The sequence below is a fragment of the Kitasatospora sp. NPDC093550 genome (assembly GCF_044764985.1).
Classification (GTDB): domain Bacteria; phylum Actinomycetota; class Actinomycetes; order Streptomycetales; family Streptomycetaceae; genus Kitasatospora.
Window position 1 is genome coordinate 156,169 of record NZ_JBIWJF010000013.1, and the last position, 21,861, is coordinate 178,029.

The following is a 21,861-nucleotide window of genomic DNA, read 5'->3' on the forward strand; positions in this document are numbered from 1 at the left end:
CTCCTCTTCCCTGATGGTGTCGTCTCCGGTGCTGTTCGCACCACCTCAGAGTCCCGCGCGGGCGGGTCGCGGCGGCAGTGTCCGCCGTCGTGCCTTCGGTATGACGGATGTCATGCCGGCGGCCGGTACCCGCGTCATCGGGTACCGGCCGCGAAAGGGCTGGTCAGGGGCGGTTTCCCCGGCTCAGGCCGACGTCACCCGCCCAGCGCGCTCCGTACGAAGTCGACCTGGAGCAGCAGCAGGTTCTCCGCGACCTCCTCCTGCGGGGTCATGTGGGTGACGCCGGACAGCGGCAGCACGGTGTGCGGGCGCCCGGCGGCGAGCAGCGCCGAGGAGAGCCGCAGGGTGTGCGCGGCCACCACGTTGTCGTCCGCCAGCCCGTGGATGATCATCAGCGGGCGCTCCAGCCCGGCCGCGTACCCGTTCAGCGAGTTGGCGGCGTACACCTCCGGCCGCTCGGCCGGGTCGCCCAGGTAGCGCTCGGTGTAGTGGGTGTCGTACAGCGCCCAGTCGGTCACCGGAGCGCCGGCGACGGCCGCGTGGAAGACGTCCGGGCGGCGCAGCACGGCGAGAGCCGAGAGGTAACCCCCGTACGACCAGCCGCGGATGGCGACCCGGCCGAGGTCCAGCGGGAACTCACCGGCGAGCGCGTGCAGCGCCTCCACCTGGTCGTCCAGGGTGGCCCCGGCGAAGTCGAGGGCGATCGACTTCTCCCAGGCCGGCCCCCGCCCCGGGGTGCCGCGCCCGTCGGCGACGATCACCGCGAAGCCCTGGTCGGCGAACCACTGGGAGTTGAGGTGCGGGTTGTGCGCCTGGACGACGCGCTGCCCGTGCGGACCGCCGTACGGGTCCATCAGGACGGGCAGCAGGCCGTCGCGCTCGCGGTCGTACCCGGTGGGCAGGAAGACGGCCGCGGGGATCCGGCGCTCACCGGCGAAGCGGAACACCGGGCGGGCGGTGATCACCGGGGTCTCGGCGTACGAGGCGATGGTGGCCACGTCGTCGACCACCAGGCCCTCGGGCAGGTCGCGGGCGACCCGCACCAGGCTGCCGGGCAGGTCCGGCTCGGCGGTGGCCCGGACGGTGATCCCGCCGCCGTGCACGGCGCTGGTGACGGAGGTGAACGGCCGCCCGTTGGCGGACTCCCAGCCGAGCCGCTTGCCGTCGTGGCTGATCCGGCCGACGGCGATCCAGCCGGGCTCGGGGTCGGTCTCGGCGGCGCCGCCGGAGGCGCTGAAGAAGACCTCGTCCTCGGTGACGGCGACGACGGACCTGATGTGCAGGTCGGCCCCGGTGACGGCCTGGTCCCCGACCACCAGCGCCCGGACGCCCCCCTCGTCGGAGATCCGCACCAGCTTGCCGTCCGGGGTCCACGCCGGGACGCCGGGGAACAGCTCCAGCCAGGCGTCGTCGTGCTCCTCGTGCAGCACCTCGGTGGCGCCGGTGGCCACGTCCAGACCGAGGATCAGCCGGCTGCGCTGGTCGCGGGACTGCACCTGCAGCAGCGGCACACCGCCCTTCGACCAGTGCACCCGGCCGAGGTACGGGAAGGCCGTGCGGTCCCAGACCACCTCGGTGCGGCCGCCGTGCAGGTCGAACACCCAGAGGCCGACCTCGGCGTTGGCGGTGCCGGCGGCCGGGTAGGCGACCTCGGCGGGCTCGCGTTCCGGGTTGGCCGGGTCCGCGATCCACCAGCGCCCCACCGGGCTGTCGTCGGCGCGCTCGACGAGCAGCCGGTCGCCCTCCGGGGACCACCAGAAGCCGCGGTCCCGGTCCATCTCCTCCTGCGCGATGAACTCGGCCTGCCCCCAGGTCACGTTCGGGCCGTCCGGCTCGGCGAGCACCCGGTCGCCGCTGCCGTCGGCCCGGGTCAGCCGCAGCTCCCCGGCGGTGTTGGCGTATGCGACGCAGCTGCCGTCCGGGGCCGGCCGCGGGTCCAGCAGCGGGCCGCGGGCCGGCAGTTCGGCGGTGGCGCCGGTGACCAGGTCGGCGGTGAAGAGCCGGCCGGAGAGGGCGAAGACGGCCAGCGTCCCGGCCGCGTCCAGGGCGTAGCCGACGATGCCGGCCGAGCCCTCGCGGCTGCGCTCGCGGCGCGCCTTCTCGGCCGGCGAGAGGTCCTCCTCGCCGCCGCCGAGCAGGACCGCCGGGTCGGCGGCGATCCGCTCCTCGCCGGTGGCGGTGTCGAGGGTCCAGAGCAGGTTGGCCCGGTCGCTGCCCGACCGGGAGCGGAGGAAGACGACCCGCGAGCCGTCCGGTGCGACGGAGAAGGAGCGGGGCGCGCCGATGGTGTAGCGCAGGGTCCGCGCGTACTGCCGGGGGAAGGTGTCCGCAGGGGTGTGGGAGGTCATGGCACCAGACCCTACGACGCCGAACTGCCGCTGCCGGGAGGCTGGTGATCACTCGTTCGGAGCATCACCGTCAAGTACGCCCCAAAGAGGTCCAAACCCCCTCCGACCGGCCCATGCGCCCCGCGAGTGCCCCCTTGCCCCGGCGCGCGCGGCCTCACTGAATGTAATGCTCCCCTTACCCATCGGGTATGACTGGTCGAGCGGGTGATCGTCGGTCCCGTCCCGGGCCCCGGCCACCCGCAGCCCCCAGTCCCGCACCGTCCCCACCGCCGCCTTCCCCGGGAGGCGGCGCGCCCGAGAGAAGGGGTGTGAGCCGACATGGCCATGAACATCTCCGCAGCCGTGCTGATGCTGGTCATCGTGGTGGTGCTGATCCGCCGCAACGGACTGAAGCTGGCGCACGCGATCGTCTGTGCGCTGCTCGGCTTCTACCTGGCCTCCAGCTCGATCGCCCCGTCGATCAGCCAGGTCACCAGCAACCTCGCCGGGATGATCAACGGCCTGAAGCTCTGACCCCACCCGGCCGGTGGTTAGGCTTCCTCCCATGACCGCGACTACCGGCCGCCGACTCCTCCTGGTGCACGCGCACCCCGACGACGAGTCGATCGGCAACGGCGCCACGATGGCCCGGTACGCCGCCGAAGGCGCCCGGGTCACCCTGGTGACCTGCACCCTCGGCGAGGGCGGCGAGGTGATCCCCCCGGAGCTGGCCCATCTGACGGCCGATCGGGACGACACCCTCGGCCCGCACCGGATCGGCGAGCTCACCGAGGCGATGCGCGCCCTCGGCGTGACCGACCACCGCTTCCTCGGCGGCCCGGGGCGCTACCGCGACTCCGGGATGATGGGCGTGCCCGACAACGACGTGCCCGGCTGCTTCTGGCAGGCGGACGTGGACGAGGCCGCCGACCACCTGGTCGCGGTGATCCGCGAGACGCGGCCGCAGGTCCTGGTCACCTACGACGAGAACGGCGGCTACGGGCACCCGGACCACATCCAGGCGCACCGCGTCGCGATGCGCGCGTACGAGTCGGCCGCCGACCCGGCGCACCGGCCCGACCTGGGCCCGGCCTGGCGGATCGCCAAGGTGTACTGGAACCGGATGCCGCGCTCGGTGATCGAGGCCGGTCTCGCCGAAGCCGCCGTCAAGGCGTCCTTCCCGGGCGTCGCCCAGGTGTCCGACGTCCCCGGAGTGGTCGCCGACGAGGTGGTCACCACCGAGCTGGACGGCGCCGCGTACGTCGGCCGCAAGACCGCCGCGCTGGTCGCGCACGCCACCCAGATCACCGTGGACAGCGCCTTCTTCGCGCTCTCCAACCACCTCGCCCAGCCCCTGTTCGCCACCGAGTACTACCAGTTGGTGCGTGGCCAGGCCGGCCCGGGCCACCCGGAGGACGACCTCTTCGCGGGCCTCGACGACACCGCCGCGAGCGCCGGGGAGGAGGCGCGATGAGCAAGCCCGCCGCCCGGCCGCCGCGCCGCTCGATCCCGGCGACCGTCCTCGGCACCCGCGAGCAGCGACTGGCCGAGGCCCAACCGCCGCGCCCCGCCCGGATCGCGGCGTATGTCCTGTTCTTCCTGCTGGGCATCGCGGTGTCGGTGTGCGGATCCTTTGTGCAGGCCCTGTGGCCGCCGGTGGGAGTCCTGCTGGCGCTGGCCGCGACCGCCGCGACCTTCTACGCCGGTCTGCGGATCACCGGCACCCGGCTCGGCGCGGGGATGCCCGCGGCCGGCTGGTTCCTGGCGATGGTGCTGCTGATCGTGCCCCGGCCGGAGGGCGACAACGTGCTGTGGTCCAACGCCACCTCGCTGGCCTGGCTGTTCGCCGGCTCGGTACTGGGCGTGATCTGCGCCACCCTGCCGACCCGGACCAGCTGGTTCCCCGGGGTGCCCGGCCCACCGCGCTGAGCCCGGTGGAGCGCGGCGTACGGTACCCCGTACGACGCGCAGTCAGGAGCACACGGCCTTACTCTCATACCGGAGGAACCGGACGTATCAGGATCTGTCCGAAGCCGTTCACCGCTCAGTTCTTCCCAGTATGGTGGTCCCGCAGAACGCCGTACCCGACCGCCGCCCGCCCCAGCCGGGCCCGGCGACCACGAACCGCGGTCGCGCCGCACGGCCCGCCCGCGAACCCGGAGCAGAGCAGCATTGAGCAGCCGCGAATCTGACAACGCCCACCCGACGCCTCGGCGCACGGGCCCGGACGCCTACCCGTCGGGCACCCCGCCCTACGGCACGCCCGGGCTCCCCGGCGGCGAGCGGGCCGCGGCCGGCGCCGGCCAGGGCGCCGCGTCGGGCGGCGAGGACGACGGTCCGAAGACCGAGACCACCCTGACCACCCGGGTCCGGATCAACATCCCCGGCTCGCGCCCGATCCCGCCGGTCGTGGTCCGCAGCGCCGTCAAGAACGAGGACGGCCCGGCCGAGGAGGCCCCCGAGCAGGGCAGCCCGCGGCACCGTTCGGCGCCCGCCTCGCCGGTCCTCGGGGTGATGGAGGGCGGCAGCGGCACGGCCACCCCGCCGAACCTGCCGCCGGAGTGGCAGATCCCGCCGATCCCGCCGGCGACCTCGGAGTCCGAGTCCACCGGTGCCTGGTTCCGGCCGCGTGCGAAGAAGGCCCCCGCCGCCGAGCCCGCCCCGGCCGCCGTCGCGGCCGGCGCCCCGAGCGCGCCCACCGCCCCGGCCGGGCCCGGCGCCGCCGAACCGCGGCCGCAGGGTGCCCGTCCGGCCGGCGGTGCCGCCGCCCGCGCCAACGGCGCGCCGGGCGGCCGTCCGGTGCCCGCCCAGGGCAAGTCGCCCAACCCGGGCGCCCCGGCGGCGCCCGCCGCGCCGCGCCGCGCCGCGGCCCCGGCCGAGGAGCCCGGCGTCTACGAGCCCGCGGACCCCTTCGCACCCGTCGCCGACCCGTTCGCCCCGGCCCCCGGCCCCGACGCCGGCACCCGCGGCCCGCGCGGTGGCGGTGACCGGCAGAACGGCGCGCGGCAGAACGGCGCCCAGCAGAACCGGCCGCAGCAGAACGGCCCCCGCCCGGGCGGCCCGCAGCAGCCCGGCCCGCGGGGCGGCTTCCAGCCGAACGGCCGCCCGAACGGCCCGCAGGGCGCGCCGACCGCCGAGCCGAACCCCGAGGACACCTCGGTCGACGGCTTCGCGCCGATCCGCGAGAACACCCCGCCGCCGGCCGGGATACCCGGTCTGCCCCACGACGGCGCCCAGCGCGGTGGCGACGGCCGCCCGCAGCCGGGCCTGTTCGCCTCGGCGCCGACCGGCAGCGACCCCTTCGCCGGCCAGCAGCGTCCGGCCGCCCCCGGCCAGGACGGCCCCGCCGCCCCGGCGGCCCCCGGCGGGCTCTTCCCCGGCGCCCCCGGCACCGGCCCGCGGCCCGGCCGCACGCAGCAGCCCGGCCTCGACCCCGAGTCCACCGCGGTCACCCCGCTGCCGGCCGCCGGCCCCCGGCCTGACGGCGCCAAGGGCGCGCCCGCCCCGGCCCCGGCCCCGGCCAAGGCCGAGTCCGCCAAGGCGCCGGCCAAGGCCAAGCGCGGTGGCGGCAAGAAGCTGGTCAAGCTGGGCGTCTACGGTGTCGTCGGCGTGCTGTTCCTCGGCGCCGCCGCGTACGGCACCGGTCTGATGCTCAACCAGTCCGACGTGCCCAAGGGCACCGTGGTGCTCGGCACCGACATCGGCGGCAACAGCCGTGACCAGGCGATCCACACCCTGGACGAGTCGGTCGGCAAGGCCGGCCAGCAGCCGCTCAAGCTGAAGATCGGCGACCAGGCCGTGGACCTCGACCCGACGGTCGCCGGCCTGGGCTTCGACACCACCGCCACCGTGGACGGTCTGGCCCAGCACAGCTACAACCCGGTCGACGTCATCAAGTCCATCCAGGGCGGCAGCAAGGCCGTCGCACCGGAGGTCAAGGTCGACCGGGCCAAGCTCAAGGCCGCCCTCGACTCGCTGGCCGCCGGGTCGGGCCAGGGCCTGCAGGAGGGCTACGTCAAGTTCGGCGACAACGGCGAGCCGGTCGTCGTCCCCGGCCGGGCCGGCCAGGCGGTGGACTCGGCGAGCGCGGTGGACGTCATCGAGCAGGCCTATCGCGACCGCGCGGCCGGCAAGCCCGACCAGCCGATCGCCCTCGCCGTCACGGCCGCCCAGCCGAAGGTCTCCGCCCAGGCCCTGCAGGCCGCGGCCGACGGACTCGGCAAGCAGATCGCCAGCGGCAAGGTGCACGTCGTGGCCGGCACCAAGACCTGGGACTTCGGCGCGAAGACGGCCGCCAAGGCGCTCACGCTCGTCCCTGACGCCTCCGGCAAGATCGCGCCCAAGTGGGACCTCGACGCGCTCGCCGCGCAGCTGGGCAACGTGTTCGACAAGGTGAAGGCCAAGAAGAACGGCCAGCTCGCCCCGATCACCCCGCAGGACGTCGCGGACGGCGTCGCCTCGGTCTTCGACAAGACCGGCGACAAGGACCGCACCTTCAAGTTCACCGTCTGACGCACCGCCGTCGTGGGGGCGGGGCCGCATCCGGCCCCGCCCCTCGACAACCCACCCTCCCGGTCACCAAGATGTGACGCCACACCTTCCGTCACATCCACCTCGGGAGCACGCCGATGGCCCGCCGCCTCCAGCACCACGGGACGGCCCTGCTCGCCGGTCTCACCGCCCTCACCCTCTCGCTGGCACTCTGTTCCTGCGCCTCCGGCCAGGGCGACGCCGGCGCCGACGGACTGCCGTCCGCCCCCTCGACGCCCAAGCTCACCTCGGTCGACATCAACCCGCACGACCGCGCCCAACTGCGCCAGGGCGGCACCCTGAACCTGGCGATCACCCAGTTCTCCCACCAGTGGTCGCCGATCCACAACGAGGGCAACGAGTCCTCGACCATCGCCGTCACCAAGCCGCTGCTGCCGACCTTCTTCCGCTCCGACGCGGCCGGCGCCCAGACCGTCAACCCCGCCTACCTGCAGGAGGCGCACGCCGAGCTGAAGGACGGCCGGCAGGTGGTCACCTGGACGCTCAACCCGAAGGCGCACTGGTCCGACGGCACCCCCATCACCTGGCGCGACATCGAGGCCAACTGGCGTGCCCTGAACGGCAAGGACCCGGCGTACAAGCCGTCCAGCAGCACCGGCTTCGAGCTGGTCTCCTCGGTCGAGCGCGGCAAGGACGACTTCCAGGCCGTGATGACCTTCGACCGGCCGTTCTCGGAGTGGCAGTCGATGTTCAACGGCGCCGGCAACGCCCCGCTGCTGCCGGCCAGCCGGATCTCCACCCCGGAGCTGTTCAACACCGCCTACCTGGACGCGATCCCGGTCACCGCCGGCCCGTTCAAGGTCGAGCAGCTCGACCGCGCCGCGCAGACCGTCACCCTGGTCGCCGACCCGGCCTGGTGGGGCGACAAGCCGGTGCTGGACCGGATCGTCTTCCACGCGATGCTCCCCGACGCGATGGCCACCGCCTTCGCCAAGGGACAGCTCGACCTGGTCAACAACGGCCCGGACGTGGCCGGCTACCAGACCATCCGGAACACCAAGGGCGCCGTCGTCCGCCGGGCCGGCGGCCCCGACTTCCGCCAGCTCACCCTGAACGCCCGCACCCCCGCGCTGAGCGACGCGACCGTGCGCCAGGCCGTGTTCCAGGCGATCAACCGGGACGCCGTCATCCGCGCCGACCTCAACGGCCTGGACTGGCCCGCCGTCCCGCTCAACAACCACCTGCTGGTCGCCAACCAGAGCGGCTACCGCGACAACTCCCTGGGCCTGGCCCGCTACGACCCCGCCGAGGCCGCCCGCAAGCTGGACTCGGCCGGCTGGAAGCTCGACGGCGACGTACGGAAGAAGGACGGCCGCGAGCTGAACCTGCGGATGGTCATCCCGACCGGTGTCACCCAGGCCCAGAACGAGGCCGTGAACACCACCAAGATGCTCAAGGACGTCGGGATCAAAGTCACCACGGTGACCGCCGCCGCCAACGAGTTCTTCGACAAGTACATCAACCGCAACGACTTCGACCTCACCGCCTACTCGCTGATCGGCACGCCCTTCCCGGCCAGCGGCAGCCGCGCCAACTTCGCCCAGAACGGCGGCACCAACCACGTCGGCGCGGGCAGCCCGGCGGCCGACGGCGCGCTCGACCGCGCCGCCGCCGCGGCCGACGCGGCCACCGTCTCCGAGGCGATCAACCAGGCCGACGGCGAGCTCTGGAAGGTGGCCGGCGTGCTGCCGCTGTACCAGCGCCCGCAGCTGTACGGCGCCCGCGCCGACCTCGCCAACATCGGCGCGCAGGGCCTGTCGGACATCGTCTGGGAGAACGTCGGCTTCCTGAAGTAGCCGGGGCCGGGGCCGGGGCCGCCGGGCCGTCCGGGCTGGGCGGGCTCAGCCGTGCAGCGTCTCGCGCCAGTAGTGGCAGGCGCTGCGGCGGCCCGCCAGCTCCTCCCCCCGCTCGCCGACCACGGGCACCAGCGGCGGGAGCTCGGCCCGGCAACGGTCCTGCGCCCGGTCGCAGCGGGGGTTGAAGGCGCAGCCCTCCGGGATGCCCAGCAGGCTCGGCGGCAGGCCCTTGATGGCGTGCAGGTCCTGGCCCTTCTGGTCCAGCCGCGGGATGGAGTCCAGCAGGCCCCGGGTGTACGGGTGCGCCGGCCGCGCGTACAGTTCGCGCACCGGGGCGGTCTCCACGACCCGGCCCGCGTACATCACCGCGATCTTGTCCGCCACGTCGGCCACCACGCCGAGGTCATGGGTGATCAGGATGAGCCCCATGCCGAACTCCGCCTGCAGCTCGGCCAGCAGGTCCATCACCTGGGCCTGCACGGTGACGTCCAGGGCGGTGGTGGGCTCGTCCGCGATGATCAGGTCCGGCTCCAGCGCCAGCGCCATCGCGATCATGATCCGCTGGCGCATGCCGCCCGAGAACTGGTGCGGGAAGTCGCCGACCCGCTGCCGGGCGGCGGGGATGCGCACCCGCTCCATCAGCTCGACGGCCTTCTCCCGGGCCTCCTTGCGGGTGACACCGTGGTGCACCCGGAACATCTCCCCCAGCTGGTAGCCCACGCTGAGCACCGGGTTGAGCGCGGACAGCGCGTCCTGGAAGATCATCGCTATCCGCCGGCCCCGCACGGCCCGCCGGCCGTTGGCGCTCATGGCCAGCAGGTCCTCGCCGCGGAACAGGATCCGCCCCTCGGTGATCCGCCCCGGCGGCATGTCCAGGATGCCCATGACCGCCTGCGCCGTCACCGACTTCCCGGAGCCGGACTCCCCGAGCACCGCCAGCGTCTCGCCGGCCGCGACCGAGTAGCTCACCCCGTTGACGGCCCGCGCGACGCCGTCCCGGGTGTGGAACTCCACGTGCAGGTCCTCGACCTCCAGCAACGGGGTCCCGGGCACCAGGTTCTCCCGTCCGCCGCCGATCACCTCCACCGCGTCCATGTGGGCAGCCCTCCTCAGCGCAGCAGCGACCATCGATAGGCGCAGAGCAACTATCAAGGAGCGGGGGGCACTTGGCGACCCCGTGGCAGATCTCTTTTCCATCACGGGGCGAACCGGAAAGGGCGCGCCCCCGCACGGGGACGCGCCCTGGACACTCCGACCGGCTACTGCGCGGCGCCCTCCCCGGCCCCGCGCTCCGCGGCGAAGTGACAGGCCGAGTCGTGGAACGCCGCCCCCTCCAGCCAGGTCGGCGAGGCGAGCAGCGGCTCCTCCACCTCGCACCGCTGCTGCGCCTTCCAGCAGCGGGTGCGGAAGCGGCAGCCGGAGGGCGGGTTGGCCGGGGAGGGAACGTCCCCGGTGAGCACGATCCGGTCCCGCGACTCCCGCGCCGTCGGGTCCGGCACCGGCACCGCGGAGAGCAGCGCCTGGGTGTACGGATGCGTGGCGTGGTCGTAGATCTCGGCGTCGCTGCCGATCTCGACCATCTTGCCCAGGTACATCACCCCGACCCGGTCCGAGATGTGCCGGACGATCGAGAGGTCGTGCGCGATGAACATGTACGACAGGTTGAACTCGCCCTGCAGCTGCTCCAGCAGGTTGATCACCTGCGCCTGGACGGACACGTCCAGTGCCGACACCGGCTCGTCGCAGATGATGATCTCCGGCTTGAGCGCCAGACCGCGGGCGATGCCGATGCGCTGGCGCTGGCCGCCGGAGAACTGGTGCGGGTACCGGTTGATGTACTCCGGGTTGAGCCCGACCACGTCCAGCAGGTCCTGGACGGCCTTGCGGCGGTCGCCCTTGGGCGCCACCTCGGGGTGGATCTCGAACGGCTCACCGATGATGTCGCCGACCGTCATGCGCGGGTTCAGCGAGGTGTACGGGTCCTGGAACACCATCTGGATGTTCCGGCGGACGGCCTTGAGCGCCGACCCCGACAGCCGGGAGATCTCCTCCCCCTTGTACCGGACCGAGCCCGCGGTGGCCGGCTCCAGGTTCATCAGCACCTTGGCCAGCGTGGACTTCCCGCAGCCGGACTCGCCGACGATGCCGAGGGTCTCACCCTGCATCAGGTCGAAGCTGACCCCGTCGACCGCCTTCACCGCGCCGACCTGCTTCTTGAAGAGGATGCCCCGGGTCAGCGGGAAGTGCTTGATCAGCTCCCGGACTTCGAGGATCGGCTCGCCGCGCGGCACCTCCTGCGCGAAGACGGCCTCCTCCGGCACCGCCGCGCCCAGTGCGCTGGCCCCGTTAGCGGTCATGGAGGGTCTCCTTCCAGAAGAAGCAGGCGCTGCCGCGCCCCTCCAGCGGTGTCCCGTCCTCCTCGGTGACCGGGAACAGCTCCGGCACCTCGGCCCGGCAGATGTCCTGCGCGCGCGGGCAGCGCGGGTTGAAGGCACAGCCCGGGGGGATCCGCAGCAGGTTGGGCGGCAGGCCCTTGATCGCGTAGAGCTCCTGGCCCTTCTGGTCCAGGCGCGGGATGGAGTCCAGCAGGCCCCGGGTGTACGGGTGCGCCGGCCGCGCGTACAGCTCGTGCACCGGGGCGGTCTCCACGATCCGGCCGGCGTACATCACCGCGATCTTGTCCGCCACGTCGGCCACCACGCCGAGGTCGTGGGTGATCAGGATGAGCCCCATGTGGTACTCGGCCTGCAGCTCGGCCAGCAGGTCCATCACCTGGGCCTGCACGGTGACGTCCAGGGCGGTGGTGGGCTCGTCCGCGATGATCAGGTCCGGCTCCAGCGCCAGCGCCATCGCGATCATGATCCGCTGGCGCATGCCGCCGGAGAACTGGTGCGGGTAGTCGTTCACCCGCTGCTTGGCCGCCGGGATGCGCACCCGGTCCATCAGCTCGACGGCCTTCTCCTTCGCCTCCGCCCGGGAGACTTTGTGGTGGGCTCGGAACATCTCGCCGAGCTGGAAGCCCACCGACAGCACCGGGTTGAGGGCGGAGAGCGCGTCCTGGAAGATCATCGCGATCTTCTGGCCGCGGATCTTCCGCCGCTCCTCCTTGCCCATGGCGAGCATGTCCCGGCCCCGGAAGCGGATCTCACCGCGCGGGATCCGGGCCGGCGGCATGTCCAGGATGCCCATGATCGCCTGCGCCGTCACGGACTTCCCGGAGCCGGACTCCCCGAGCACGGCCAGCGTCTCGCCGGCCGCGACCGAGTAGTCGACGCCGTTCACGGCCTTCGCCACGCCGTCCCGGGTGACGAACTCGACGTGCAGGTCCCGTACGTCGAGCAGCGGCCCCTCGTACGGCGCCTCCCGCTCGCCCTTGGTGGTGTCCACCGCTGTACTCACGATGCGCTCCCCTCGCTCAGCGAAGCTTCGGATCGAGGGCGTCGCGCACCGCGTCGCCCATCATGATGAAGGCCAGCACGGTGATGGACAGTGCCGCGGCCGGGAAGAACATCACGTACGGCGCGGTCCGGATCACCTTCTGGGCGGAGGAGATGTCGATGCCCCAGGAGATGGTCGGCTCCTGCAGACCGATGCCGAGGAAGCTCAGCGTCGCCTCGGTGGCGATGTAGCCGCCGAGCGCGATGGTCGCCACCACGATCACCGGAGCGACGGCGTTCGGCAGGATGTGCCGGAACATCAGCCGCCCGGTCCCGGCCCCGAGCGCCCGGCCCGCCACCACGTAGTCGGACTGCTTGACGGTCAGCACCGCCCCGCGCATGACGCGGGCGATCTGGGTCCAGCCGAGGACGGCCAGCGCGAGCACCACGGTCCACACCGTGCGGACGGTGAAGGCGTTCAGCAGCACCAGGGCGCCGAGCAGCAGCGGGATGCCGAAGAAGATGTCGACGATCCGGGAGATCACCGCGTCGACGGCCCCGCCGTAGTAGCCCGCGACCATCCCGGTCAGCCCGCCGAGCAGGGTGACCGCGGCGGTCACGAAGATGCCGACGGTGATCGAGGCCCGGGCGCCGTAGACCACCCGGGCGTAGATCGACCGGCCCTGTGCGTCGTAGCCGAACCAGCCGGCACCGAAGAAGTCCGTCGCGTCCGGCCGCTTGAGGTAGTCGTGGACCAGATCGGCCTTGCGCGGGTTGGCGTCGGTGAACGCCCAGGGGAAGATCGCCATGACGACCAGCAGCAGGATCAGCACCACCGAGAGCAGGAAGATCGGCCGTCGGCGCAGGTCCCGCCAGGCGTCCCCCCACAGGCTGCGGGCCTCTTCCCGCTTCCCCGCGTCGGGCTCGATCAGGGTCTCCTGCTCGACCGCCATGCCCTGCTCCCCCGCGTAGTCGAGGTGCGAGACGCCCGGCTTGGGATGGGGTTCGAACGAACTCTCGTCGTGGATGTCAGGCATAGCGGATCCTCGGGTCCAGGACCGCGTAGAGCAGGTCGACGAGCAGGCTGGCGACCAGGTAGATGATCACCAGGACGGTCACGATGCCGACCACGGTCGGGCCTTCCTTCTGGTTGATCGCCCGGTACAGGACGTTGCCGATGCCCTGCACGTTGAAGATGCCCTCGGTGACGATCGCCCCGCCCATCAGCGCGCCGAGGTCGGTACCGAGGAAGGTGACCACCGGGATCAGCGAGTTGCGCAGCAGGTGACGGGCGGTGATGGTCCGGCGCGGCAACCCCTTGGCGACCGCGGTCCGGATGTAGTCGGCCCGCAGGTTCTCGCCGATGGAGGTCCGGGTGAGCCGGGCGACGTACGCGAGGGAGAGCGAGCCCAGGACGATGGCCGGCAGGATGAGCTGGGAGAGGTCGTAGCTGTCCTGCACCGTCGGGGTGACCCAGCCCAGGTTGGTGGCGAACACGGTCTGGGCGATGTAGGCCAGCACGAAGACCGGGATCGAGATCACCACGAGGGTCAGGATCAGCACCGCGGTGTCCGCGATGCTCCCGCGCTTCAGGCCGGAGAGCACGCCGAAGGCGAGGCCGACGACCATCTCGAAGACGAAGGCCAGCAGCGCCAGCCGGATGGTGACCGGGAAGGCGTCCGCCATGATGTCGGAGACCGGGCGGCCGGTGAAGCTGGTGCCGAAGTCCCCCTGGAAGAGGTTCCCCATGTAGTGCAGGTACTGCTTCCAGAGCGGCTGGTCCAGGTAGTAGGTGTGCTTGATGCTGGCCACCACGCTCGGGTCGGCGGCCTTCTCGCCGAAGAGCGCGACCACCGGGTCGCCCGGCAGCGTGTAGACCATCACGAAGATCAGCAGCGTGGTGCCGAAGAACACCGGGATCATCTGCAGCACCCGCCGCAGCACGTAACTGCCCATCCGAGCCTCCTTCCTAGGTACCCGCCCGGCCGGGCCGGCCGGGCGGGAGACCGCACCCCGCCCTCCGTGCGGGGAGGGCGGGGCCGGCGCGGGGAATCAGGACCCGGGGACTCAGCCCTTGACCTCGACCTGGGTCCAGGCCGGGTTGCCGAAGGAGTCGAACTTCACGTTCTGCACCCTGGTCGAGTAGCCCGAGTTCGTGCGGTAGTACCAGAGCGGGATGGTCGGCATCCCGCTCGGCAGCACGTCCTCGGCCTTCTGGTAGCCCGTCACCGTGTCGGCGACGCTGGCCGCCTCGTCGGCCTGGGTCGCCGCCTGGTCGAACTGCGGGTTGCTGTACCCGGTGTCGTTGGACGCGGCGCCGGTGCGGTACACGTCCGCCAGGAAGTTGGCGTTCAGCGGGTAGTCCTGCACCCATCCGGTGCGGAAGGCGCCGTTGAGCGTGTGCCCGGTGATCGCCGCGCGCGCGGTCTTGAAGTCTGGCTTCGGGTCGCCGAGGCAGTCGACGCCGGTGTTCTGCCGGATCGAGTTGCAGACGGCGTCGACCCACTCCTTGTGGCCGCCGTCCGCGTTGTAGGTGATCAGGACCTTGTTGCCCGGAACGCCACCGCCCTGCTGGATCAGCTGCTTGGCCTTGGCCGCGTCGAAGTTGCAGAAGTCCCCGCAGGTGCCCGCCTTGTAGCCCTCGACGCCCTCGGCCACCCAGGCGCTCGCCGGCGCCCGGGAGCCCTGCAGCACGGTCTTGGTGATGGTCGCGCGGTCGATCGCCATCGACAGGCCCTGTCGTACCTGGGCCTTCTCCGGCGCCGACCAGTCGGCCTGGTAGAGCGTGAAGCCGATGTTCTGGATGGCGCCCTGCGGGGAGTCCACCGCCCGGTCGCCGAGGTCGTTCTTGTACGTCGCCAGCGCCGACGGCGGCACCTGGTCCATCACGTCCAGGTTGTTGGACTGCAGGTCCGCGTAGGCCGCCTCGGACGTGGTGTACATCTTGAAGACGATGCCGCCGTTCTTCGGCTTGTCCACGCCCTGGTAGTCCGGGAAGGCCTTGGTGACCACCTGCGAGTTGTGCGCCCAACTGACGAACTGGTAGGGCCCGTTGCCCACCGGCTTCTGCCCGTACCCGGCCGGGTCCTTGAAGAAGGCGTCCGGCAGCGGCGAGAAGGCGATGTAGCCGAGCTTGTACTCGAAGTACGAGACCTTGTGGTTCAGCTTGACAGTGAAGTGCAGGTCGTCGGTGACGGTCAGGCCGGACATCTTGTCCGTGGTCGGGGAACCGGTGGCCGGGTGGACGTCCTGGTAGCCCTCGATGTCCGAGAACCAGGAGCTGTTGATCTGGTTGTTGGCCGGGTTGGCACCCCAGTTCCAGGCGTCGACGAAGTTCTTGGCGTGCACCGGGGTGCCGTCGTGGAACTTCCAGCCGTCCTTCAGCGTGATGGTGAAGGTCTGCGAGTCACTGGTGTCGATCTTGTCCGCGACCTGCATCCGGATCTTGGCGTTGCTCGGGTCGTAGTCCACCAGCCCCTTGAAGAGGTTCTGGATGATGCGACCACCACCGACCTCGTTCGCGTTCGCGGGCTGCAGCGGGTTCTGCGGCTCGCTGCTCTGGTAGCTGAAGGTCTTGCTGGTGTCCGACGAGCTGCTGCCTCCTCCACCGCTGCTGCTGCACCCGGTGGCCACCAGGGCCACGGACGTCGCAACGGCGAGGACCCAACGAGCGCGGGCGGCTGCGGGCATGAAGGTCCCTCCTCAAGGTGTGTGTCGCATCACACCCCATGAGAAGCGCGCCCCGGCGACGGCGCGAGTCGGGTGCACCCGGATGGGTGCCGTGACCCCCCTGTCGAGTTGACGCGGCGCCGAAGTGACGCAGCGCCGGACGGCCCGGACGACGGAAGGGCCCGTGGCGGGAAGCCACGGGCCCTTCCGGGGAGAGCGGGGATCAGGCCGCGGCCTGCTCCCGGACCGCGGGGAAGTGGCAGGCCGTGTCGTGCGCGGCCGCGCCCTTCAGCACCGAGGGCACCGCGAGCAGCGGGGTCTCCTCGGAGCAGCGGTCCTCCGCCTTCCAGCAGCGGGTGCGGAAGCGGCAGCCGGACGGCGGGTTGGCCGGCGAGGGGATGTCGCCGGTCAGGATGATCCGCTCGCGGGTCTCGCGCGCCGTCGGGTCCGGCACCGGCACCGCGGAGAGCAGCGCCTGGGTGTACGGGTGGGTGGCGTTCTCGTAGATCTCCTCGTCCGAGCCGATCTCGACCATCTTGCCCAGGTACATCACGCCGACGCGGTCGGAGATGTGCCGGACGATGGAGAGGTCGTGCGCGATGAACATGTAGGAGAGGCCGAACTCGCCCTGCAGCTGCTCCAGCAGGTTGATCACCTGCGCCTGGACGGACACGTCCAGGGCGGAGACCGGCTCGTCGCAGATGATGATCTCGGGCTTGAGCGCGAGACCGCGGGCGATGCCGATGCGCTGGCGCTGGCCGCCGGAGAACTGGTGCGGGTACCGGTTGATGTACTCCGGGTTCAGGCCCACGACGTCCAGCAGGTCCTGGACGGCCTTGCGGCGGTCGCCCTTGGGCGCCACCTCGGGGTGGATCTCGAACGGCTCACCGATGATGTCGCCGACCGTCATGCGCGGGTTCAGCGAGGTGTACGGGTCCTGGAACACCATCTGGATGTTCCGGCGGACGGCCTTGAGCGCCGACCCCGACAGCGTGGAGATGTCCTCGCCCTTGAACAGCACCTGGCCGGAGGTGGCCCGCTCCAGGTTCATCAGCACCTTGGCCAGCGTGGACTTGCCACAGCCGGACTCGCCGACGATGCCGAGCGTCTCACCCTTCTTCAGGTCGAAGGAGATGCCGTCGACCGCCTTGACCGCGCCGACCTGCTTCTTGAAGAGGATGCCCTGGGTCAGCGGGTAGTGCTTGACCAGGTCCTTGACCTCCAGGATGTTCTCAGCCATGGAGGGTCTCCTTCCAGAGGTGGCACGCGCTGCGGCGGCCGATGAGCTCCATGCCGTCCTTGTCCGTCACGTGGTGCAGCGCCGGGATCTCCGTGCGGCACAGGTCGGTGGCGACATCGCAGCGGGGGTTGAACGCGCAGCCCGTCGGAACCTTCAGCAGGTTCGGGGGGAGGCCCTTGATCGCGTAGAGCTCCTGGCCCTTCTGGTCCAGGCGCGGGATGGAGCGGAGCAGGCCCTTGGTGTACGGGTGCGCGGGGTTCGCGTACAGCTCGTGCACCGGGGCGGTCTCCACGATCCGGCCGGCGTACATCACCGCGATCTTGTCCGCGACGTCGGCGACCACGCCGAGGTCGTGGGTGATCAGGATCAGGCCCATGTTGTACTCGGCCTGCAGCTCGGCGAGCAGGTCCATCACCTGGGCCTGGACGGTGACGTCCAGGGCGGTGGTGGGCTCGTCGGCGATGATCAGGTCGGGCTGCAGGGAGAGCGCCATCGCGATCATGATGCGCTGGCGCATGCCGCCGGAGAACTGGTGCGGGTAGTCGTTCACCCGCTGCCGGGCGGCGGGGATGCGCACCCGGTCCATCAGCTCGATGGCCTTCTCCTTCGCCTCCTTCTTGGAGGCGCCCTGATGCACCCGGTACATCTCGCCGAGCTGGTAGCCGACGCTGAGCACGGGGTTGAGGGCGGAGAGCGCGTCCTGGAAGATCATCGCGATCTTCCGGCCGCGGATCCGGCGGCGGTCCTCGTTGCTCATCTTGAGCATGTCCTGGCCGCGGTACAGGATCTCGCCCTGGGTCACCTTGCCCGGGGGCATGTCCAGGATGCCCATGATGGTCTGCGCCGTCACGGACTTGCCGGAGCCGGACTCCCCGAGCACGGCGAGCGTCTCGCCGGCCGCGACGGAGTAGTTGACGCCGTTCACGGCCTTGGCGATGCCGTCCCGGGTGTGGAACTCCACGTGGAGGTCCTTGACCTCCAGGAGCGGGGTTCCGACTTCGAGACGATCGTTCTGCTGGTTGTTCTCGATCACGGTGGTCATCGGGTCGTCACCTCTTCTCTCAGCGGAGCTTCGGGTCGAGGGCGTCGCGCACCGCGTCGCCGAGCATGATGAACGCGAGCACCGTGATGCTCAGCATTCCGGCGGGGAAGAACAGGGCGAACGGAGCCGTACGGATCACCTTCTGGGCCGAGTTGATGTCGATGCCCCAGGAGATGGTCGGGTCCTGCAGACCGATGCCGAGGAAGCTCAGCGTCGCCTCGGTGGCGATGTAACCGCCGAGCGCGATGGTGGCGACGACGATCACCGGGGCGATCGCGTTCGGCAGGATGTGCTTCATCAGGATCCGGCCGGTGCCGGCGCCGAGCGCCTTGGCCGCGGTCACGAAGTCGGCCTGCTTGACCGTGATGACCGAGCCGCGCATGACGCGGGTCATCTGGGTCCAGCCGAGGACGATCAGGGCGAAGACCACGCTCCAGATCGTGCGCGAGGTGAAGGCGTTCAGGATCACCAGGGCGCCGAGCAGCAGCGGGATGCCGAAGAAGATGTCGGTGATCCGGGAGATGATCGTGTCGATCCAGCCGCCGAAGTAGCCGGCGAGCATGCCGGTGATGCACCCGGTGATGGTCACACCGAGGGTGACGGTGATGCCGACCACGACCGAGGCGCGGGCGCCGTGGATGACGCGGGCGTAGATGCTGCGGCCCTGGAGGTCGTAGCCGAACCAGTCGGCCTGGAAGAAGTGACCGTAGTTCGGCTTCGTCAGGTAGTGGTTGCGCAGGTCGCCGGCGCGCGGGTCCACCGAGGTGAACAGGCCCGGGGCGATGGCGATGACGATCAGCAGCAGGATCAGCAGCGCGGAGATCACGAAGATCGGCTTGCGGCGCAGGTCGTGCCAGGCGTCCGAGCCGAGGCTGCGGGCCTTCTCCTGCTTCGGCGCCGGGGCGTCCGCGGTGCGCTGGGCCGGGATCTCCCCGGCGGTCTTCTTCTCGGTCAGGTCAGGCATAACGGATCCTCGGGTCCAGGACCGCGTAGAGCAGGTCGACGATCAGTCCGGCGGCCAGGTAGACGAGCACCAGGAAGGCCACGAAGCCGGAGACGGTCGCGCCCTCCTTCATGTTGATCGCTTGGTACAGCGCGTGGCCGACACCCTGGACGTTGAAGATGCCCTCGGTGACGATCGCGCCGCCCATCAGGGAGCCGAGGTCGGTGCCGAGGAAGGTGACCACCGGGATCATCGAGTTGCGCAGCAGGTGGGTGCCGATGACCTTCCGGCGCGGCAGGCCCTTGGCCACCGCGGTGCGGACGTAGTCGGCCTTGATGTTCTCGGCTATGGAGGTACGGGTGAGGCGCGCGACGTAGGCCAGCGACAGACCGCCGAGCACGACGGCCGGCAGCACCAGCTGGGTGATGTCGTTCGAGTCCTGGACGGTCGGGGTGACCCACTTCAGGTTCTGCCCGAAGACCGTCTGGACGATGAAGCCCAGGACCGGGACCGGGATCGAGATCAGCAGCAGGGTGAAGACCAGGGCGCCCTTGTCGAACGCCTTGCCGCGGCGCAGGCCGGCGAACAGGCCGATGCCGATGCCGATGACGATCTCGATGACGAACGCGAACAGCGCCAGCCGGATGGTGACCGGCAGCGCCTCGGTGATCTTGTCGAGCACCGGACGTCCGTCCAGGGCCTTGCCGAAGTCGCCGGTGAGCAGGCCCCCCATGTAGTCGAGGTACTGCTGGACCAGCGGCTCGTCGAGGTGCTGCTGGTGCTTCAGCGCGGCGAGCTGCACCGGGTCCGGTGCCTTGTCGCCCCACAGCGCTGCCAGCGGATCACCGGGCAGCAAGTGCACCATGAAAAAGATGAGTGCGGTCGTTCCGAGGAACACCGGGATCATCTGGAGCAGTCGCCTTGCGACAAAGCGCCCCATCGTGCCTCCATGTATGACTCTGCCGGGCCCGTCAACCCGGCCAGAGATAAGTCGGCGTGCCAACGGCCGGTGCCAGTCCTCGCCCTTGTGGGGATGGGACGGGCACCGGCCGTTGTCACCGGGTCAGGCGGTGCCGACCGATTACTACTTCTTGACCTCGACGTCGGTGTAGACCGGGTCGCCGAAGGAGTTGAACTTGACGTTCTGGACCTTCTTGGAGAAGCCCGAGTTGGTCTTGTAGTACCAGAGCGGGATCGCCGGCATGTCCTTGGCCAGAACCTCTTCGGCCTTCTGGTACAGCTCGGCGGTCTTCTCCACCGAGGTGGCCGCGTCGGCCTCGTGCGACAGCTTGTCGAACTCGGCGCTCGAGTAGCCGGCGTCGTTGGCGGCCGCACCGGTGCCGTAGACGTCACGCAGGAAGTTGGCGTTCAGCGGGTAGTCCTGCACCCAGCCGGTACGCATCATGCTCGGGACCGTCTTCTTGGTGACGATGTCACGCGCGGTCTTGAAGTCCGGCTTCGGGTCACCGAGGCACTCGACGCCGGTCGCCTGGCGGATCGAGTTGCAGACCGCGTCCACCCACTCCTTGTGGCCACCGTCGGAGTTGTACAGGATGGTGATCTTGTTGCCGGGAACGCCGCCACCCTCGGTGACGAGCTGCTTGGCCTTCTCCGGGTTGTACTTGCAAGCGTCGCCGCAGGTGCCGGCCTTGTAGCCCATGACGCCCGGCGCCACGAACGAGTCGGCGGGCTGACGGCTGTTGTTCAGGACCGTCTTGGTGATGGTGTCGCGGTCGATCGCCATCGACAGACCCTGGCGGACCTTGGCCTTGTCCTGGGTGCTCCACTCGGCGTTGTACAGCGCGAAGGAGATGTTCTGGATGGCACCCTGCGCCTGGTCGACGGCGCGCTTGCCCAGGTCGTCCTTGTACTTCGGCAGGTCGGTCGAGTCGACCTGGTCCAGGACGTCCAGCGTGTCGGACATCAGGTCCTTGTACGCGGCCTCGGGCGAGGTGTAGGCGCGGAAGACGATGCCGCCGTTCTTCGCCTTGTTGATGCCCGTGTACTTGTCGTAGGCGGCCAGGGTGACGGCCTTGTTGTGCTCCCACGACACGAACTTGTAGGGGCCGTTGCCGACCGGCTTCTCGCCGTAGCCCTTCGGGTCCGCGAAGAAGCCCTCGGGCAGCGGGAAGAAGGCCGAGTAGCCGAGCTTGTACGTGAAGTACGAGACGGGGCTGGTCAGTTCGATGGTGAAGTGGGTGTCGTCGACGACCTTGAGACCGGCCATCTCCTTGGCGGTCGGGTCACCCTTCTCCGGGTGCACCGCGTCGTAGCCGACGATGTCCGAGAACCAGTCCGAGTTGATCTGGTTGTTCGCCGGGTTGGCCGACCAGTTCCACGAGTTGACGAAGGACTTGGCGGTGACCGGAGTGCCGTCGTGGAAGGTCCAACCGGACTTCAGCGTGACGGTGTAGGTCTTGGCATCGGTGGTCTCGATCTTGTCGGCCACCTGGTTGCGCAGGGCACCGGTCGCGGGGTCGTAGTCGACGAGGCCCGTGAAGAGCTGCTTGACGATACGGCCGCCCTGGTTCTCCATGGCGTTCGCCGGCTGCAGCGGACGCTGCGGCTCGGCGCTCTGGTAGCTGAAGACGCCCTGGGGGTTGACCGCAGCGCCATCGGAGCTGCCCCCGGAGGAGTCGCTGCCCCCGCTGCTACAAGCAGTCGCGGCAAGGGCGACCGCAACAGCTGCGACAACCCACTTGGCCTGGCTCCCACCACGCATCGGTGTGCCTCCTGAATTCGACGTTGCAACGAGGAGAGCACTGCGGAACGGTTGTCACCGGAGCCGCTGTGCCGTCCGCGCTCGTGGTTTCGGCGCGCACCCCTGCGCGTTCACCCTTGACCCGAGCCTGACTGCACCCACTATCCGTCACGCACGGACACGAAAGTGACCAGTGACGATCTCAATTAGGTCAC

17 protein-coding genes are annotated in these 21,861 nt (G+C 70.6%); 5 read left to right on the top strand and 12 right to left on the bottom strand.

The window, feature by feature from the left end:
• Positions 1-194 precede the first annotated feature (194 nt).
• Entirely contained in the window at positions 195-2,348 is a 2,154-nt protein-coding gene (locus ACIRD3_RS22115) for a prolyl oligopeptidase family serine peptidase (protein ID WP_402219188.1), read from the bottom strand.
• A gap of 318 nt (positions 2,349-2,666) precedes the next feature.
• On the opposite strand from ACIRD3_RS22115, the gene ACIRD3_RS22120 reads away from it, so the two are divergent.
• The 5 genes from ACIRD3_RS22120 (at position 2,667) to ACIRD3_RS22140 (ending at position 8,674) form a co-directional block, all read left to right on the top strand.
• Positions 2,667-2,861, top strand: coding sequence for a DUF2304 family protein (locus ACIRD3_RS22120; protein WP_402219191.1), 195 nt, complete (start codon positions 2,667-2,669; stop codon positions 2,859-2,861).
• A gap of 31 nt (positions 2,862-2,892) precedes the next feature.
• Positions 2,893-3,801, top strand: a complete 909-nt coding sequence (gene mshB, locus ACIRD3_RS22125) for an N-acetyl-1-D-myo-inositol-2-amino-2-deoxy-alpha-D-glucopyranoside deacetylase (protein WP_402219194.1) — start codon at positions 2,893-2,895, stop codon at positions 3,799-3,801.
• Positions 3,798-4,256 carry a DUF6113 family protein gene (locus tag ACIRD3_RS22130; RefSeq protein ID WP_402219197.1) on the top strand — a complete coding sequence of 153 codons (459 nt, stop codon included), beginning with the start codon at positions 3,798-3,800 and terminating at the stop codon, positions 4,254-4,256. Before mshB ends, ACIRD3_RS22130 begins: the two co-directional genes overlap by 4 nt.
• A 243-nt stretch (positions 4,257-4,499) precedes the next feature.
• Complete coding sequence (locus ACIRD3_RS22135) at positions 4,500-6,839, top strand: peptidoglycan binding domain-containing protein (RefSeq protein ID WP_402219200.1); 2,340 nt, start codon at positions 4,500-4,502, stop codon at positions 6,837-6,839.
• 116 nt (positions 6,840-6,955) lie between these two features.
• Complete coding sequence (locus tag ACIRD3_RS22140; RefSeq protein WP_402219203.1) at positions 6,956-8,674, top strand: ABC transporter family substrate-binding protein; 1,719 nt, start codon at positions 6,956-6,958, stop codon at positions 8,672-8,674.
• Positions 8,675-8,719: 45 nt separating this feature from the next.
• Here ACIRD3_RS22140 and ACIRD3_RS22145 read toward each other — a convergent pair whose 3' ends face one another.
• From ACIRD3_RS22145 to ACIRD3_RS22195, 11 genes are all read right to left on the bottom strand, one after another.
• Positions 8,720-9,769: an ABC transporter ATP-binding protein gene (locus ACIRD3_RS22145; RefSeq protein ID WP_402219206.1), complete on the bottom strand. Its 1,050-nt coding sequence runs from the start codon at positions 9,767-9,769 to the stop codon at positions 8,720-8,722.
• A gap of 164 nt (positions 9,770-9,933) precedes the next feature.
• Positions 9,934-11,031: an ABC transporter ATP-binding protein gene (locus tag ACIRD3_RS22150; RefSeq protein ID WP_402219209.1), complete on the bottom strand. Its 1,098-nt coding sequence runs from the start codon at positions 11,029-11,031 to the stop codon at positions 9,934-9,936.
• Positions 11,021-12,073, bottom strand: coding sequence for an ABC transporter ATP-binding protein (locus tag ACIRD3_RS22155; RefSeq protein WP_402219212.1), 1,053 nt, complete (start codon positions 12,071-12,073; stop codon positions 11,021-11,023). Before ACIRD3_RS22155 ends, ACIRD3_RS22150 begins: the two co-directional genes overlap by 11 nt.
• A gap of 16 nt (positions 12,074-12,089) precedes the next feature.
• Positions 12,090-13,004, bottom strand: coding sequence for an ABC transporter permease (locus ACIRD3_RS22160; protein ID WP_402219438.1), 915 nt, complete (start codon positions 13,002-13,004; stop codon positions 12,090-12,092).
• A 76-nt stretch (positions 13,005-13,080) separates the two neighbouring features.
• Positions 13,081-14,007, bottom strand: a complete 927-nt coding sequence (locus tag ACIRD3_RS22165; protein ID WP_402219215.1) for an ABC transporter permease — start codon at positions 14,005-14,007, stop codon at positions 13,081-13,083.
• Positions 14,008-14,118: 111 nt separating this feature from the next.
• A complete protein-coding gene (locus ACIRD3_RS22170) occupies positions 14,119-15,741 on the bottom strand; it encodes an ABC transporter substrate-binding protein (RefSeq protein ID WP_402219218.1) in 1,623 nt (540 codons plus the stop codon).
• A gap of 202 nt (positions 15,742-15,943) precedes the next feature.
• The gene (locus ACIRD3_RS22175; RefSeq protein WP_402219221.1) at positions 15,944-16,960 is read right to left on the bottom strand and encodes an ABC transporter ATP-binding protein; all 1,017 of its coding nucleotides are present in this window, start codon (positions 16,958-16,960) and stop codon (positions 15,944-15,946) included.
• Complete coding sequence (locus ACIRD3_RS22180; protein ID WP_402219224.1) at positions 16,953-18,002, bottom strand: ABC transporter ATP-binding protein; 1,050 nt, start codon at positions 18,000-18,002, stop codon at positions 16,953-16,955. Before ACIRD3_RS22180 ends, ACIRD3_RS22175 begins: the two co-directional genes overlap by 8 nt.
• A 19-nt stretch (positions 18,003-18,021) precedes the next feature.
• Entirely contained in the window at positions 18,022-18,966 is a 945-nt protein-coding gene (locus ACIRD3_RS22185) for an ABC transporter permease (protein WP_402219227.1), read from the bottom strand.
• Entirely contained in the window at positions 18,959-19,885 is a 927-nt protein-coding gene (locus ACIRD3_RS22190; protein ID WP_402219230.1) for an ABC transporter permease, read from the bottom strand. Before ACIRD3_RS22190 ends, ACIRD3_RS22185 begins: the two co-directional genes overlap by 8 nt.
• 144 nt (positions 19,886-20,029) lie before the next feature.
• Positions 20,030-21,667 carry an ABC transporter substrate-binding protein gene (locus ACIRD3_RS22195; protein ID WP_402219233.1) on the bottom strand — a complete coding sequence of 546 codons (1,638 nt, stop codon included), beginning with the start codon at positions 21,665-21,667 and terminating at the stop codon, positions 20,030-20,032.
• Positions 21,668-21,861 lie beyond the last annotated feature (194 nt).

Coding starts and splice junctions, on each gene's coding strand:
- ACIRD3_RS22140 (WP_402219203.1), top strand. CDS start 6,956: ATGGCCCGCCGCCTCCAGCACCACGGGACGGCCCTGCTCGCCGGTCTC.
- ACIRD3_RS22120 (WP_402219191.1), top strand. CDS start 2,667: ATGGCCATGAACATCTCCGCAGCCGTGCTGATGCTGGTCATCGTGGTG.
- ACIRD3_RS22130 (WP_402219197.1), top strand. CDS start 3,798: ATGAGCAAGCCCGCCGCCCGGCCGCCGCGCCGCTCGATCCCGGCGACC.
- mshB (WP_402219194.1), top strand. CDS start 2,893: ATGACCGCGACTACCGGCCGCCGACTCCTCCTGGTGCACGCGCACCCC.
- ACIRD3_RS22185 (WP_402219227.1), bottom strand. CDS start 18,966: ATGCCTGACCTGACCGAGAAGAAGACCGCCGGGGAGATCCCGGCCCAG.
- ACIRD3_RS22165 (WP_402219215.1), bottom strand. CDS start 14,007: ATGGGCAGTTACGTGCTGCGGCGGGTGCTGCAGATGATCCCGGTGTTC.
- ACIRD3_RS22160 (WP_402219438.1), bottom strand. CDS start 13,004: ATGGCGGTCGAGCAGGAGACCCTGATCGAGCCCGACGCGGGGAAGCGG.
- ACIRD3_RS22150 (WP_402219209.1), bottom strand. CDS start 11,031: ATGACCGCTAACGGGGCCAGCGCACTGGGCGCGGCGGTGCCGGAGGAG.
- ACIRD3_RS22115 (WP_402219188.1), bottom strand. CDS start 2,348: ATGACCTCCCACACCCCTGCGGACACCTTCCCCCGGCAGTACGCGCGG.
- ACIRD3_RS22190 (WP_402219230.1), bottom strand. CDS start 19,885: ATGGGGCGCTTTGTCGCAAGGCGACTGCTCCAGATGATCCCGGTGTTC.
- ACIRD3_RS22145 (WP_402219206.1), bottom strand. CDS start 9,769: ATGGACGCGGTGGAGGTGATCGGCGGCGGACGGGAGAACCTGGTGCCC.
- ACIRD3_RS22180 (WP_402219224.1), bottom strand. CDS start 18,002: ATGACCACCGTGATCGAGAACAACCAGCAGAACGATCGTCTCGAAGTC.
- ACIRD3_RS22195 (WP_402219233.1), bottom strand. CDS start 21,667: ATGCGTGGTGGGAGCCAGGCCAAGTGGGTTGTCGCAGCTGTTGCGGTC.
- ACIRD3_RS22175 (WP_402219221.1), bottom strand. CDS start 16,960: ATGGCTGAGAACATCCTGGAGGTCAAGGACCTGGTCAAGCACTACCCG.
- ACIRD3_RS22170 (WP_402219218.1), bottom strand. CDS start 15,741: ATGCCCGCAGCCGCCCGCGCTCGTTGGGTCCTCGCCGTTGCGACGTCC.